At 65.5% G+C, this 14,692-nt stretch carries 17 protein-coding genes; 8 read left to right on the forward strand and 9 right to left on the reverse strand.

Annotated features, from left to right (window positions below; genetic code table 11):
- Positions 1-10: 10 nt before the first annotated feature.
- The 5 genes from IVB46_RS17670 to IVB46_RS17685 form a co-directional block, all read right to left on the reverse strand.
- The gene (locus IVB46_RS17670; RefSeq protein WP_247304385.1) at positions 11-1,582 is read right to left on the reverse strand and encodes an AMP-binding protein; all 1,572 of its coding nucleotides are present in this window, start codon (positions 1,580-1,582) and stop codon (positions 11-13) included.
- 33 nt (positions 1,583-1,615) lie between these two features.
- Entirely contained in the window at positions 1,616-2,251 is a 636-nt protein-coding gene (upp, locus tag IVB46_RS17675; protein WP_085405247.1) for a uracil phosphoribosyltransferase, read from the reverse strand.
- A 160-nt stretch (positions 2,252-2,411) separates the two neighbouring features.
- A complete protein-coding gene (locus tag IVB46_RS44895; protein WP_256376468.1) occupies positions 2,412-2,540 on the reverse strand; it encodes a hypothetical protein in 129 nt (42 codons plus the stop codon).
- Positions 2,541-2,630: 90 nt separating this feature from the next.
- Positions 2,631-3,029: a hypothetical protein gene (locus tag IVB46_RS17680; RefSeq protein ID WP_247304383.1), complete on the reverse strand. Its 399-nt coding sequence runs from the start codon at positions 3,027-3,029 to the stop codon at positions 2,631-2,633.
- Positions 3,030-3,046: 17 nt separating this feature from the next.
- Positions 3,047-3,238, reverse strand: a complete 192-nt coding sequence (locus IVB46_RS17685; protein ID WP_063981384.1) for a hypothetical protein — start codon at positions 3,236-3,238, stop codon at positions 3,047-3,049.
- A 201-nt stretch (positions 3,239-3,439) separates the two neighbouring features.
- Between IVB46_RS17685 and IVB46_RS17690 the strand changes: the two genes are divergently transcribed.
- Complete coding sequence (locus IVB46_RS17690) at positions 3,440-3,733, forward strand: hypothetical protein (RefSeq protein WP_166344033.1); 294 nt, start codon at positions 3,440-3,442, stop codon at positions 3,731-3,733.
- 36 nt (positions 3,734-3,769) lie between these two features.
- Here IVB46_RS17690 and dapA read toward each other — a convergent pair whose 3' ends face one another.
- The 4 genes from dapA to IVB46_RS17710 all read right to left on the reverse strand — a co-directional run bounded on the left by dapA (position 3,770) and on the right by IVB46_RS17710 (position 5,859).
- The gene (dapA, locus tag IVB46_RS17695) at positions 3,770-4,687 is read right to left on the reverse strand and encodes a 4-hydroxy-tetrahydrodipicolinate synthase (RefSeq protein ID WP_247304381.1); all 918 of its coding nucleotides are present in this window, start codon (positions 4,685-4,687) and stop codon (positions 3,770-3,772) included.
- A gap of 17 nt (positions 4,688-4,704) precedes the next feature.
- The gene (locus IVB46_RS17700) at positions 4,705-4,959 is read right to left on the reverse strand and encodes a hypothetical protein (protein WP_063981387.1); all 255 of its coding nucleotides are present in this window, start codon (positions 4,957-4,959) and stop codon (positions 4,705-4,707) included.
- Between the two features lie 133 nt (positions 4,960-5,092).
- Positions 5,093-5,371 (reverse strand): hypothetical protein, encoded by a 279-nt coding sequence (locus tag IVB46_RS17705; RefSeq protein WP_081369150.1) that lies wholly within the window; start codon positions 5,369-5,371, stop codon positions 5,093-5,095.
- A 20-nt stretch (positions 5,372-5,391) separates the two neighbouring features.
- Positions 5,392-5,859 carry a hypothetical protein gene (locus IVB46_RS17710; protein WP_247304379.1) on the reverse strand — a complete coding sequence of 156 codons (468 nt, stop codon included), beginning with the start codon at positions 5,857-5,859 and terminating at the stop codon, positions 5,392-5,394.
- A 380-nt stretch (positions 5,860-6,239) separates the two neighbouring features.
- On the opposite strand from IVB46_RS17710, the gene IVB46_RS17715 reads away from it, so the two are divergent.
- From IVB46_RS17715 to IVB46_RS17745, 7 genes are all read left to right on the forward strand, one after another.
- The gene (locus IVB46_RS17715; RefSeq protein WP_085965673.1) at positions 6,240-6,464 is read left to right on the forward strand and encodes a hypothetical protein; all 225 of its coding nucleotides are present in this window, start codon (positions 6,240-6,242) and stop codon (positions 6,462-6,464) included.
- An 11-nt stretch (positions 6,465-6,475) separates the two neighbouring features.
- Positions 6,476-6,565, forward strand: coding sequence for a K(+)-transporting ATPase subunit F (locus tag IVB46_RS17720; protein ID WP_041953522.1), 90 nt, complete (start codon positions 6,476-6,478; stop codon positions 6,563-6,565).
- Between the two features lie 112 nt (positions 6,566-6,677).
- Entirely contained in the window at positions 6,678-8,381 is a 1,704-nt protein-coding gene (kdpA, locus tag IVB46_RS17725) for a potassium-transporting ATPase subunit KdpA (protein ID WP_247304377.1), read from the forward strand.
- 18 nt (positions 8,382-8,399) lie between these two features.
- The gene (gene kdpB, locus IVB46_RS17730; protein WP_247304375.1) at positions 8,400-10,514 is read left to right on the forward strand and encodes a potassium-transporting ATPase subunit KdpB; all 2,115 of its coding nucleotides are present in this window, start codon (positions 8,400-8,402) and stop codon (positions 10,512-10,514) included.
- A 57-nt stretch (positions 10,515-10,571) separates the two neighbouring features.
- A complete protein-coding gene (locus IVB46_RS17735; RefSeq protein ID WP_208088428.1) occupies positions 10,572-11,177 on the forward strand; it encodes a K(+)-transporting ATPase subunit C in 606 nt (201 codons plus the stop codon).
- Positions 11,178-11,217: 40 nt separating this feature from the next.
- Positions 11,218-13,941 (forward strand): sensor histidine kinase KdpD, encoded by a 2,724-nt coding sequence (locus IVB46_RS17740; RefSeq protein ID WP_085405238.1) that lies wholly within the window; start codon positions 11,218-11,220, stop codon positions 13,939-13,941.
- Positions 13,938-14,627, forward strand: coding sequence for a response regulator transcription factor (locus IVB46_RS17745; protein ID WP_247304373.1), 690 nt, complete (start codon positions 13,938-13,940; stop codon positions 14,625-14,627). Before IVB46_RS17740 ends, IVB46_RS17745 begins: the two co-directional genes overlap by 4 nt.
- Positions 14,628-14,692: the final 65 nt, after the last annotated feature.

Here is a 14,692-nt window from a genome sequence, read left to right on the forward strand (position 1 = left end):
ACAGGCCGGCCTATTCGGCGGCGATCCGTTCCATTGCCATGGCGCGAAGCCGGGCGCGCTGGATTTTCACACCGTTGGCGCTGTCGGTGACGGGGAAAGCGTCGACGATATAGATTCGGGCCGGCACCTTGTAGCCGGCGAGCCGCTCGCGCAGGCGCGCCACCAGCATCTCCTGCTGCGGCGGCTCCTTGGCCGGGATCACAAAGGCGACGCAGCGCGCCTGACCCCTAAGATCGATCGCGACAGCCTGGGCGTCGGCAACCCCCGTGCAGGCTTTGAGCTCGTCCTCGATCTCGCCCGGCGCAACCAGGAAGCCGCCGAGCCGCATCGCATCGCCCGCGCGGGTCTCGTAGACGAAGGCGCCGTCGCCGCGCAGGCGGCCGATATCGCCGGTGCGGAAGAAGCCGTCGGCAGTGATCGCATCGCGCGTCGCATCCGGGTTGTTGAAATAGCCGAGGAAGCACGAGGGCGCGCTGATCTCGATCTCGCCGGAGATGCCTTGCGCCGCCAGCTCCCCGGTCTCGGTATCGCGCACGCGCACCTTCGCGCCGGGAGACATCGGCCAGCCGCCGCCTTCGATGCGATCGGCGAAGGCATCACCGGGGCGGGCGATCGAGAACAGCGCCTGCACCTCGCTCGAACCGTAGAGGCCGAACAGCGGCATGCCGCGCGCCTCGGCCTCCGCGGCGAGCTCACGCCAGCCGGGCTGGAACGCGGCGAAGCCGCAGACTTCGAGATGCGGGAATGGCCGTGGTGTGTCGGCGAGCGCGAGGATGCGGCGGAACATCTCGTCGGAGCCGAAGGCGTGCGTGATCTTGTGTTCGCCAAGGACCTTCGACGCTGATGCCGCCTCGAAAGCATCGAGCACATGGATGGTCGCGCCGGCTGCGATGAAGCCGAGCAGGCTGGTCATGCCGAAGGTGCCGCAGAACGGCAGCATGGCCAGCAGCGAATGGCGCTGTGGCGAGAGTTTGAGCGCCTTGGCGACGGAGGCGGCGTGCGTGGCGAGCGTCCGCTGCGAATGCGCGACGAGCTTCGGTCCCTTGGTCGTGCCCGATGTCGTATAGAGCAGCACCGGCAGATCGACATCGTCCTGCGCCGGCGGGGCTGGCGGATAGGACGTCTCGAACGCATCGAAGCGCGCACAGGGCCAGTGAGCGGGGATCGCATCCCCGCCGACCATCACGAGCCTTTGCAGCGCAGGCACTTCGTCCCTGCTGACCTCGGCGAGGATGGCGGCAAAATCGATCGAGCGGAACGCGGCCTCGACCACCATCAGCCTGGCGCCGGACACCTTGAGCAGATGGCCGACTTCCGCGCTGCGGTAGCGGGTATTGACCGCGGCGACGATCGCACCGCAGCGGGCGGCGGCGAACAGCAATGCGATCCATTCGACCCGGTTGACGAGCCAGACCGCGACCACGTCGCCCTGGCCGATGCCTTGTGCGGTAAGCCATGCGGCGGTCTGCTCGACCTTCCCGGAGAATTCCGCGCGCGAGACCGGCCTGCCGTCAAACACGAAGGCGGGCTCGGCGCCTTCGGCACCGATCAGCGATTGAAGCGAAAATTGGTCGACGCTCATGGCAACCGGACTAACCCGATCGCGCAAATCTGTCTACTTGGTGCCGAACATCCGGTCGCCGGCATCGCCCAGGCCCGGCACGATGTAGCCGTGGTCGTTGAGCCGCTCGTCGATCGCGGCGGTCCAGATCGGCACGTCGGGATGCTCGCTCTGGAACTGCGCGATGCCTTCGGGCGCGGCCAGAAGGCAGACGAAGCGGATGTCGCGGGCGCCGCGCGCCTTGAGCAGGGAGGCGCCGGCGCAGGCCGAGTTGCCGGTCGCCAGCATCGGGTCCATCAGGATCACGGTGCGGTCGGACAGGTCCTGCGGCGCCTTGAAGTAATATTCCACGGCCTGCAATGTCTCGGGATCGCGGTAGAGCCCGATATGGGCGATGCGCGCCGAGGGCATCAGCGCCAGCATGCCGTCGAGGAAGCCGACGCCGGCGCGCAGGATCGGCGCCAGCGTGAGCTTCTTGCCGGCAATCTTCGGTGCCCGCATCGGCGAGATCGGCGTCTCGATCTCCACCAGCTCCAAAGGCAGATCGCGCGTCACCTCGTAGCCGAGCAGCATCCCGATCTCGTTCAGGATCTCGCGAAAACTCTTGGTCGAGCGGTCCTTCTCCCGCATGAGGGAGAGCTTGTGCTGGACCAGGGGGTGGGCGACGACGTTGACGCTGCTTGTGCTCATGAAACCGATCTACACGGTTCCGTGAAATAGCGCCAGATCGGCCAGATCTTTTCGCGGGGATACGCGGCCTCAGGCGAGCATCGCGCGACGGCGCTATGCGCCCGGCTGCTCGCCTCGTAGGCAGCCATGGTCAATTCACGGTCTATCGATGTGCCGGGTTCTAAACTCCCAGCCCGCGTGCCACGAGCGTGATCACGATTGTCAGGATCGCGCCCCAGATCAGGCTCAGCGTCATGGTCAGGATCGTCGTCGTGACCGCCTGCTCCAGATTTCCCTTGAGGAGCTGCATGCTACTTGTCCGAGGCAGGCGCGACGCCGATGCGCATGCCGAGCAGCAATGCACCCATCACCGCAACCAGGATGGCGATCTTGAGCTCGATCATGTCCGCAGCCTTGCCGCCGCGCGGGCCAGGAGCCGCCTCGCGCCCTCCGCCAGCGCAATCAGCGGATTGCCGCGGTTCTCGATATCGAGCTCGAAGGTCTCGGCGGGAAACACCAACGCGCATCTTGCGAGGCCACTCTGCCGGTTGGCGAAATCGACCGCTGAGCTCTTGAACAGGAAGAGACCGCCGATGCGTCCATGCGCCTCGCGCGCGACCCAGAGGCCGGCGCCGTTGCGCCCGATGAAGAAGGCGGGGATGGCGGTGCTTATGACATCCGGGTCGATCGGTCCAAGGCACGCCGCGGACGCGGCCATTGTCGGTCGCTCGGGCTGGCGACGCGCGGCTTGAAGGGCGATCGCGGCCATGGCGGCTTCCTCACACATCTGCAAGGTCATGATGGTCTCCCATGCCGTCAGGCGTGGAGGTGCCAGACATAGATCGCGGTCTTCAGCGCGATCAGCGCTGCGAGCACGCTGCCCATCGAGAGCAGGGTCAGCGCGCTGAGCGCGATGCGCTTGAGCTGCGCCTTGCGCTCCGGCGAGATCCGTGCGGGGCGTTCGGCCCAGCCAAGGGAGCGCTCAACGCCATGTGTCAGCATCGACATGTCTGCATTCCTTCGTCAGCATGGCGGCGGCCGAGGCCGCCGCGATCTGCCTCCTATGATGTCCATCGTTGCGTAGGATTGCGAGATGAGCGCCGAGGCAGCAGTATAGGAATGCTATAAGGATGCCGACCGTCGCGCCGGCAGCCCTCTGAAGAGACCGGGGTTCCGCTTCGGCCGGGCCTGAGACGGCGCAGGATCCGAATGCGTCATCCCGATCGCTGCGGCAAAGGCGTTCCGCAGCCGCGGTTCCTCGATCTGCTTGCAGAAGCATTCCAGCGTCGCTTCCACACTCTGCCGCTGCCCGCTGATGGCCGCACAGAGTTGCGAGCTGGTCCGCCGAAAGAAGTGGAGGGAGTCCCTGGCGCCGCCGCCCAGATGATCGAGCTCCGCCGCGAGCGCGGCGACATTAAGCCTGTCGGACTCATCGAGCGTCACGGCAAATCGCAGCAGCGCGAGCTGCCAGGCGCGGAGCAGCCTGTGAGGCCTTTCGATTGACTGCCGCATGGGGATACCCGGATGCCGTGCGACGCCTCAGGCGCCGACGCGGTCGATCAGCTCCTCGTCGGCGAGCGCGGCGAATGCGCGTACCACTTCCCTCTGCGCGGCTGCGTCCAGCGGAACGATCGGAAGCCTTGTGGCGGACGACATCAGGCCAAGCACGCCGAGTGCACATTTGAGTGCGGCCGGGCTCTCCTTCCCGAGGCAGGCGATCAAGGGGATCAGGCGCCTGTGCAGGTAGCGGGCGGATTGCAGCCGGCCCTGCCTGACATGCGAAAAAATCGTGCGGCAGAGATCCGGCGCGACGTTGGCAACCTCCGAGATCGCGCCATCGCCGCCGTCCGCGATGAAGCCGAAGGCGGTGCTGTCGTCGCCGGATAGACAGCGGAATCCGGCAGGCAGGCGGCGGGACAGGCGCATCGGACGGGTGATGTCGCCACTCGCATCGCGCAAGCCGACGAACTGGCGCGATTCGACGAGACGCAGAAGCGTCTCGTCGGCGAGCAGGCGCAGCGTGCGGGAGGGCGCGTCGTGCAGGATCACGGGCAGGCCGATCGAGCCGGCAATGGCGCGGAAGTGCGCGAGCATTCCTTCCTGCATCGGCTTGTTGTAGGCGGGCACGACCGACATCACGGCATCGGCGCCGCCAGCCTCCGCGCGCCGCGCGAGTTCGATGGCGTGGCTCGTTGAATTCGACACGGCGCCGGCAATGATCCGCACGCGGCCACGCGCGACATCGACCGCGGTGCGAATGATCAGCGCCTGCTCGGCCGGCGAGAGCGTCGGTGCCTCGCCGGCGGTCTCACACACCACCAGTGCGGGTACGCCGGCTGCGATCTGACGCTCGCAGAGCGCGGCGAACGCCTTCAGGTCGATCGCGTCGGCCGAATCGAACGGCGTCGGCAGGTCCGGTATGAACCCGGTGAACCAGGCGGAGGGTGGGATGAACATGGTTTTTGCCGAGGAGCTCAGGCGGCGCGCTTGGGAGCGGCGGCATCGGGCCTGCTGCCCATGTCGAGCTCGATCTCGCGCGGCAGCTCGATGATGGTCTCGGGATGCTGTCCGTTTTCGAACAGCGCATATTTGATGGCCTGGGCGCGGTTGACGAAGAGGCCACCGTAGAGGCCGTTCTGCTGCTGGGCGACCCACTGTCCCCTGTGGTTGCGGCCGATGAAGACGATGGTCGAGGGAGAGCTGCACGAGGGAGGTTCGACGAGTTTCACTTTCGTATTCCTTCCGATTGACGCGGGCGGCGGGTGCGTGTCCCGCGACCACCCGATCAATATCTTTTCAAGCGAATATGATTTCGAGTGAGGCTGCGCGACGATCTCATAGGAAGGTCATAAAGCCCGATGTTCAGGCCAGCTCGTTGACGACCTGAACCAGCGCGAACAGGGCGCCGAAGGCAACGCCCTCGTCCCAATGATTGAGGACGGCACCGAACAGCGGCTCGCGCCTGACGAGGCCGGCGAGGGCGCACAGGATGATCGACATCCAGAGCAGAGCGGAGAGGCTGCGTGCAAAGCCGACGCTGCCGAAGGCTGCAAAGGCGACGAGCAGTGCGATGCGGACGGCAAAGCGCGCGATCAACCGCGTCGGGCTGAGGCCCCGCGACATGTCTGAAGATTGCGGCAAGGCGCGAACCTCCGCTTGGCCTAGCTGAAATTCTCGCAAGCGACCGGCTGATAGAGCGGGTCCGGGGCGGGGCGCACGGTGGGAACGCTCGGCCGCGATACCTCCACGGCCAATGCCTGTACTTCGATGAAGGCCGACAGCAAGGCCAGTGCGAGATCGGCATGCCGGGCTTCGACGGCGGCGTCGAGCCAGTCCGGCAATTCGCGCTCGCGCGACAGCGCGCAATGCCACTCGCCCTCGTCATAGGCGATGCGGCGGACCTGCCACATCGGTAGCTCGAACTCGATCAGCGCCAGCGCGGCGTCGGTCCAGGCCTCGGCATCGACCAGGCGCGTGATACGCGCACTGCGCTCGCTCCGCCCGCGCGACGGGAAGCGCCGGCAGGCCTGATCGATGATGTCGAGCATCAGCGGACGCGTCATTGCCGGTGCCGCGCGAAGCAGTTGGTTGAGGGAAGGTGGGGCAAGGCGTCGGAGAACGGCGGTCATGTCAGGCCTCCTGGAATTGGCGTCGGTCAGTCGGCCGGCCTCTCCAAGATGGCTGGAAGCGCATTTGAAAACGAGATGGGGGCGGGACGGGAGATATAAGGATTTCATAAGTGCACGGAATCTTCCGGATAAGAGCGACAGATCCCCGGCCGCCGTCGCCGCCGAAGGTCGAGGCTTATAGAAGCAGGGCTTTTTGAAAAGACCCTGGCCATGGCCTGCCTTAACAACGGTAGTGAAAGCAACGGTGGCTTGTGTCGCTGCGCTGCCTGCTCGGAACGACCGCCCGGAATACAATGTTGGCGCCACATGGCGGACAGCCACGACGCGTCGGCCTTTATGGAATTCATATAACTTCGCCATAGGCCTCATCTCGAAAACCTATGCCGGTGGTGGCACTTCAACACGGTCAAAAGTCCCGGCTGGTGCCGTGGAAATGCTTTGCATTTCCTTCGTTCCACGCGCTCGCCGGACGCCTGAGAAACGGTTGCGTCCGACATAAAGCTGCAACGAGGAGCATTCCCATGATGGACATTCTGATGCTGGCGCTGGGCTTTGGCTTCTTCGCGCTCGCAATCGGCTACACCTACGCCTGCGAACGGCTGTGAGGGAGCGGACCATGACCTTCGATTATTCGCTCGCCGCCGTCGTCTCGCTCGGTCTCCTGTTCTACCTCACTTATGCGCTGCTGCGGCCCGAGCGGTTCTGACCCGTGCTGCTGCTTCTCGAATTGCTGCTCGCGGACGCCGCGCTGGTGGCGTGCCTGCTTGCCCTGATCCTGCCGCTCCTGCGCAGGACAAACGTCCTAAAGGGTTGATGCCATGACTATGATCGGTTGGCTCCAGATCATTCTCTTTTGCGCGATTATCGTCGCGCTGACAAAACCGCTCGGCGGGTACATGACGGCTGTGTTCAACGGCGAGCGGACGTTCCTGTCGCCGGTGCTGCGGCCGATCGAGGCCGGCATCTACTGGTTTTCCGGCGTCGAGGAGAGGCGCGAGCAGCATTGGCTGACCTACACGGTCTCGATGCTGCTGTTCCATGTCGGCGGCTTCCTCATCATCTACGGCGTGATGCGGCTTCAGGCGGTGTTGCCGTTCAACCCGGCCGGGCAGGGCGCGGTCGCCCAGGATCTCTCCTTCAACACCGCGATTTCCTTCATCACCAACACCAACTGGCAGAATTACGGCGGCGAGAGCACGGTATCCTATCTCGTGCAGATGCTCGGCCTGACGCACCAGAATTTCCTGTCGGCGGCGACCGGCATCGCGCTCGCGGTGGCCATGATCCGCGGATTCTCGCGCGCCTCGATGCGCACGGTCGGCAATTTCTGGGTCGACGTCACCCGCACGACACTTTACGTGCTGCTGCCGATCTGTGTCGTCTACACGCTGTTCCTGGTCTGGCAGGGCATCCCGCAGACGCTCGGCGATTACGTCGAGGCCACGACGCTCGAAGGCGCCAAGCAGACCATCGCGGTCGGCCCGGTGGCCTCGCAGGTCGCGATCAAGATGCTCGGCACCAATGGTGGCGGCTTCTTCAACGCCAACGCCGCCCATCCCTTCGAGAACCCGACCGCGCTGTCGAATCTCGTGCAGATGCTCTCGATCTTCCTGATCGGCGCGGCCATGACCAATGTGTTCGGCCGCATGGTCGGCAACCAGCGCCAGGGCTGGGCGATCTTCGCGGTGATGGGCGTGCTGTTCGTCGCCGGTGTCTCCATCACCTACTGGGCAGAAGCCAACGGCACCTCGATGATGCATGCGCTCGGCCTCACCGGCGGCAACATGGAGGGCAAGGAAGTTCGCTTCGGCATCGTCGCATCCTCGCTGTTCGCCGTGGTGACCACGGCCGCCTCGTGCGGCGCGGTCAACGCCATGCATGACAGCTTCACCGCGCTCGGCGGCATGATCCCGCTGATCAACATGCAGCTCGGCGAAGTCATCATCGGCGGCGTAGGCGCCGGCCTCTATGGCATGCTGCTGTTCGTCGTGCTCGCGATCTTCGTCGCCGGCCTGATGGTCGGCCGCACACCGGAATATGTCGGCAAGAAGATCGAGGCGCGCGAAGTCAAGATGGCGATGCTCGCGATCCTGGTGCTGCCGCTGATGTATCTCGGCTGGACCGCGGTCGGCGTGGTCTATCCGGCGGCGGTCGCCTCCATGGCGAATGCCGGCCCGCATGGCTTCACCGAGGTGCTCTACGCCTTCACCTCGGCGACCGGCAACAACGGCTCGGCCTTCGCGGGCCTCACCGGCAACACGTTGTTCTACAACCTCACGCTCGCGTCCGCGATGTTCGTCGGCCGGTTCTTCATGATCGTTCCGGCGATGGCGATTGCGGGCTCGCTGGCCGCCAAGAAGTCGATCCCGCCGTCGGCGGGCACGTTCCCGACCACGGGTGGGCTGTTCGTCGGCCTCGTCGTGGGCGTGATCCTGATCATCGGCGGCCTGACCTTCTTCCCGGCACTCGCGCTCGGCCCGATCGTCGAGCAACTCGCGATGAACGCCGGCAACGTCTTCTGATTGTTTGGAGTGACCTCCATGGATACGATGAAACTGCAAAAACGTGCCCCGATGTCGGCAATGCTCGATCCCAAGATCGTTCTGCCCGCGATCAGCGCGTCCTTCACCAAGCTCGACCCGCGGCTGATGATCAAGAACCCCGTGATGTTCGTGGTCGAGATCGTGGCCGCGCTCACCACGGTGATCTTCCTGCGCGACCTCGTCAGCGGCGGCGAGAATCTCGGGTTCACCTTCCAGATCATCCTCTGGCTCTGGTTCACGGTGCTGTTCGCCAATTTCGCCGAAGCGGTGGCCGAAGGCCGCGGCAAGGCACAGGCCGAATCGTTGCGCAAGACCCGCACCGAGAGCCAGGCCAAGCTCCTGAGCGGCGCGGGCCAGGCCTTCACGCTGGTACCGGGCACCAGCCTGAAGGTCGGCGACATCGTGCTGGTCGAGGCCGGTGACGTCATCCCATCCGACGGCGAGGTGATCGAGGGCGTGGCCTCCGTCAACGAAGCCGCCATCACCGGCGAGTCCGCGCCCGTGATCCGCGAGTCCGGCGGCGACCGGTCGGCGGTGACCGGCGGCACGCAGGTGCAGTCCGACTGGATCCGCGTCCGCATCACGGCCGCGCAAGGCTCGACCTTCATCGACCGCATGATCAAGCTGGTCGAGGGCGCCGAGCGCCAGAAGACGCCGAACGAGATCGCGCTCAACATCCTGCTCGCCGGCCTCACCATCATCTTCGTGTTCGCCACCGTCACCATTCCGAGCTATGCGGCTTATGCCGGCGGCTCGATCTCGGTGGTCGTGCTGGTCGCACTGTTCGTGACGCTGATCCCGACCACGATCGGCGCGCTGCTGTCGGCGATCGGTATCGCCGGCATGGACCGCCTGGTCCGCTTCAACGTGCTGGCGATGTCCGGCCGCGCGGTCGAGGCTGCCGGTGACGTCGACACGCTGCTGCTCGACAAGACCGGTACGATCACGCTCGGCAACCGTCAGGCGACCGCCTTCCGCCCGGTGCGCGGCGTCACCGAGCAGGAGCTCGCCGATGCGGCGCAGCTCGCCTCGCTCGCCGACGAGACGCCGGAAGGCCGCTCCATCGTCGTGCTGGCGAAGGAGAAGTATTCCATTCGCAGCCGGGACATGGCCGAGCTTGGCGCCACCTTCATTCCGTTCACGGCACAAACCCGCATGAGCGGTGTCGATGCCGGCGGCTCGTCGGTGCGCAAGGGCGCGGTCGATGCCATGCTCAACTATGTCGGCGGCGGTGCGCCGCTGGCCGTTGCCTCCGGCAACACCGCGCGCGCCATCCAGCCTGCGGTGCTTTCCGACGCCGGCCGTGAAGTCCAGACCATTGCCGACGAGATCTCGAAAGCAGGCGGAACGCCGCTTGCGGTCGCCAAGGACGGCAAGCTGCTCGGCGTCATCCAGCTCAAGGACATCGTCAAGGGCGGCATCCGCGAGCGCTTCGCAGAACTGCGCCGCATGGGCATCCGCACCATCATGATTACGGGCGACAACCCGATGACGGCCGCTGCGATCGCGGCGGAGGCGGGCGTCGATGATTTCCTCGCGCAGGCAACGCCCGAGGACAAGCTCAAGCTGATCCGCGACGAGCAGGCCAAGGGCAAGCTGGTCGCCATGTGCGGCGACGGCACCAACGACGCGCCGGCGCTCGCCCAAGCCGACGTCGGCGTCGCCATGAACACCGGCACCCAGGCCGCCCGCGAGGCCGGCAACATGGTCGACCTCGATTCCAACCCGACCAAGCTGATCGAGGTGGTCGAGATCGGCAAGCAGCTGCTGATGACGCGCGGCGCGCTGACGACGTTCTCGATCGCCAACGACGTCGCAAAGTATTTTGCGATCATCCCGGCGATGTTCCTGGCGTTCTACCCACAGCTCAACGTGCTCAACGTCATGAACCTGTCGAGCCCGCAGAGCGCCATCCTGTCGGCGATCATCTTCAACGCGCTGGTCATCATCGCGCTGATCCCGCTGGCGCTGAAGGGCGTGGCCTATCGCGCGGTCGGTGCCGGGGCATTGCTGAGGCGCAACCTCCTGATCTACGGCCTCGGCGGCATCGTGATTCCCTTCATCGGCATCAAGGCGATCGACCTCGTCGTCACCGCCTTGCATCTGGCTTGATCGTCGTCGCGGGGCGCACCGCGCCCCGCGCAATGACGAAAGATTTGGAGACCTAACATGCTCAGAGAAATTCGCCCCGCCATCGTCCTGCTGCTGGTGCTCACCGCCATCACCGGCCTGGCCTATCCGCTCGCAATGACCGCTATTGCCGGTGCGATCTTCCCCTCACAGGCGCAGGGCAGCCTGATCGAGCGGGACGGCAAGGTGATCGGCTCCGCCCTGATCGGGCAGGAGTTCAAGGAGGACAAATATTTCCACGGCCGCCTCTCGGCGACTTTGGCGCCGGACCCGAATGATTCGACCAAGACTGTGTCGGCGCCCTACAACGCGGCCAACTCGGGCGGCTCCAACCTTGGCCCGACCAGCAAGGCGCTGGCCGACCGGCTCAAGGAGGATGTGGACAAGCTGAAGGCTGAAAATCCGAACGCCGCCGTGCCGGCCGACCTGGTCACCACCTCGGCCAGCGGCCTCGACCCGGACATCTCGCCGGAAGCGGCTGAATTTCAGGTGCCGCGGGTGGCGAAGGCGCGGAATCTGCCGGACGCTCAGGTCAAGCAGCTCGTGGCCTCCAACACCCAGGGCCGTTTGCTCGGCCTGATCGGCGAACCGCGGGTTAACGTTCTGGCACTGAACCTCGCGCTCGATCGCGCCACCGCGAAGTAGCGGTCTAGGCTGGGGGCGGGCGGATGATTATATTGGCCTGATGGTCCGAGAGCGCCGCGATCCCGAACAACGTCCGTCCCCAGAGGCGCTGCTTGAAGCCGCGCGTCGGGAGGAGAGCGCGAGCGGCAAGCTGAAGATCTTCGTCGGCGCCGCCCCCGGCGTCGGCAAGACCTACGAGATGCTGCAAAGCGCCCATGCCAGGCGCAAGGCGGGCATCGACGTGGTGGTCGGCTTTGTCGAGACCCATGGCCGCGCCGAGACCGAGGCGCTGGTGCGCGGGCTCGAGGTGGTGCCGCGCAAGAGGTTCGATTACCGCGGCCAGAGCGTCGAGGAGATGGACCTCGATGCCGTGATCGAGCGCCGCCCTCGAATCGCGCTGGTTGACGAGCTCGCTCACACCAATGCCGCCGGCAGCCGCCATCCCAAGCGCTATCTCGACGTCGAGGAGCTGCTGTCCCACGGTATCGACGTCTACACCGCCGTCAACATCCAGCATATCGAGAGCCTCAACGACGTCGTCGCCCAGATCACCCATGTGCGGGTGCGCGAGACAGTGCCGGACTCGGTCTTCGACCGCGCCGATGCGATCGAGCTGATCGACCTCACGCCCGACGATTTGATCCAGCGGCTGCGGGAGGGCAAAGTCTATGTGCCCAAGCAGGCCGAGCGGGCGCTGGAGCACTATTTCTCGCCGGGCAATCTGACCGCGTTGCGCGAGCTGGCGCTGCGGCGTACGGCCGAGCGGGTCGACGAGCAGCTTCTCAATCACATGCAGGCGAATGCCATCGCCGGCCCCTGGGCCGCGGGCGAGCGCATCCTCGTCTGCATCAGCGAGGATCCGCGCGCGGCCGGGCTCGTGCGCTACACCAAGCGGCTGGCCGACCGGCTGCATGCGCAATTCACCGCGATCTCGATCGAGACCCGGCGGTCGCTCCAGCTTTCAGACGAGGAGCGCGACCGTCTCGCCGATACGCTGCGGCTTGCCGAATCGCTGGGCGGTGAAGCGCTGACCATTCCCGCTGTCGGCCGCCGCATCGCCGACGACGTCATCAACTTCGCGCAAGGCAACAACGTCACCCAGATCGTGATCGGGAAATCGACGCGCTCGCGGTGGTTCGAACTGACGCGCGGCTCCGTCGTACATGATCTCGTGCGCAGTTCCGGCAATATCAGCGTTCACGTCATTCCCGGCGATGAGCTCGCGGCCGAGCCGGCGCCGAAGACGGCGGTCCAGACGGCGGCACGGGCAGAGGCGTTTGATGCACGTCCCTATTTGAAGGCGCTCGGGATCACCGCGCTCGGCCTTGCCGCAGCGGTGGCCATCAAGCCGTATTTCGGTATCGAGAACGTCGACCTGATGTTCTTGACCGCGGTTGTCGCCGTGGCTGTTCGCTACGGGTTGTGGCCGTCGCTCCTTGCGAGCGTCGCGGCGTCGCTGGCGTACAACTTCTTCTTCCTGCCGCCGGTCTACACTTTCACCATTACCGACCCGACCAATGTCGCGGCGTTCTTCTTTTTCATGTTGATCGCGTTCGTGGTGTCGAACGTCGCCGGGCGGGTGCGCACGCAGGCGGACACCGCGCTCGGCCGCATCCGCACGACCGAGCAGCTCTATGCGTTCAGCCGCAAGCTCACGGGCACCGGGACGCTCGACGACGTGCTCTGGGCAACTGCCTATCAAACCGCGCTGATGCTGAAGGTTCGCGTGGTCCTGCTGCTGCCGGAGGAAGGGCTGCTCACGGTGAAGTCCGGCTATCCGCCCGAGGACCAGATCGACCAGGCCGATCTCGCCGCCGCCAATTGGGCCTGGAGCAACGATCGTCCCGCCGGCCGCGGCTCGGACACGCTGCCCGGCGCCAAGCGCCTGTTCCTGCCGATGCGCACCGGGCGTGGTCCGATCGGCGTCATCGGTATCGACAATGATCGCACCGGTCCGCTGCTGACCCCGGACCAGCGCCGGCTGCTCGATGCACTCGTCGACCAGGGCGCACTGGCAATCGAGCGCGTGCTGCTGGTCGAGGACGTGGATCGCGTCAAGCGCACCGTCGAATCCGAGCGGTTGCGCTCTGCGCTGCTGACCTCGATCTCGCACGATCTCAAGACGCCGCTCGCCTCCGTGCTTGGCGCGGCCTCTACCATGCGCGATCTCGCCGGTGCCTTGTCCGACACCGAGAAGCGCGATCTGCTCGCCACCGTGATCGACGAGTCCGAGCGCCTCAACCGCTTCATCGCCAATCTGCTCGACATGACAAAGCTCGAATCCGGCGCCATCGTGCCCAACGCGGCACTGCACGATCTCGGCGAGATCGTCGGCAGCGCGCTGCGGCGTGCGAGCAAGATATTGACGGCGCACAAGGTGGAACTGGTGCTGGCCGCCGATCTGCCGATGCTTCAGCTCGATGCGGTGCTGTTCGAGCAAGTGTTGTTCAATCTGCTCGACAATGCCGCGAAATATTCGTTGCCCGATACAACGATCTCGATCCGCAGCCGGCGCGAGGGGAATCATGTTGTGCTAGAGATCGCCGACCAGGGTGGCGGCATTCCGCCTGACGAGCTCGAGAGCGTGTTCGACAAGTTCTATCGCGTGCAGAAGGGCGACCATGTCCGTCCCGGCACCGGGCTGGGGCTCGCCATCTCCCGCGGCTTCGTCGAGGCGATGCAGGGCACGATCTCGGCCGCCAACCGCGGCGACCGCAGCGGCGCGATCCTCACCATCCGACTGCCCGTTCCGGCTCGGACCCACGCATTGGATACAGCCGCATGAGTGCCGCCCCGATCAAGGTTCTGGTCATTGACGATGAGCCGCCGATCCGAAAATTGCTGCGGATGGGACTCTCGACGCAGGGCTACGAGATCCTGGAAGCGTCGAACGGCAAGACCGCGCTCGAGAAGCTCGCGGAAGAACCCGCGCTGATCATTCTCGATCTCGGCCTGCCCGACATCCAGGGCCACGAGTTGCTGCGCACCATCCGCGGCCGCAACGAGGGCGTGCCGATCGTGGTGCTGTCGAGCCGCGGCGACGAGGCCGGCAAGGTGCAGGCGCTCGATCTCGGCGCCGACGATTATCTGACAAAGCCGTTCGGCATGGACGAGCTGTTGGCGCGCCTGCGCGCGGCGCTGCGGCACCAGCTCCAGGTGAAGGGCGAGCGTCCGGTGTTCCGCACGGGCGATCTCTCGGTTGATCTCGTGCGTCGCATCGTCAAGGTCGGCGAGCGCGAGATAAAGCTGTCACCGAAGGAGTACGATCTTTTGCGCGTGCTGGTGCAGCACGCCGGCAAGGTGCTGACCCATCGGTTCCTGCTCAAGGAGCTCTGGGACGAGCTCACCGACGCACAATATCTGCGCGTCTATGTCCGCCAGCTCCGCCAGAAGATCGAAGCCGATCCCGAACGCCCGCACTATGTGCTGACGGAGACCGGGATCGGGTACCGGCTGAAGGCGGGGGATTAGCTTTCGATCCTCATCCTGAGGAGCGCGGAACGCGCGTCTCGAAGGATGAAGGCCCGGCTGCAGCA

Origin of the sequence: Bradyrhizobium sp. 61, from assembly GCF_023073075.1 — a bacterium.
Lineage (GTDB): Bacteria > Pseudomonadota > Alphaproteobacteria > Rhizobiales > Xanthobacteraceae > Bradyrhizobium > Bradyrhizobium barranii.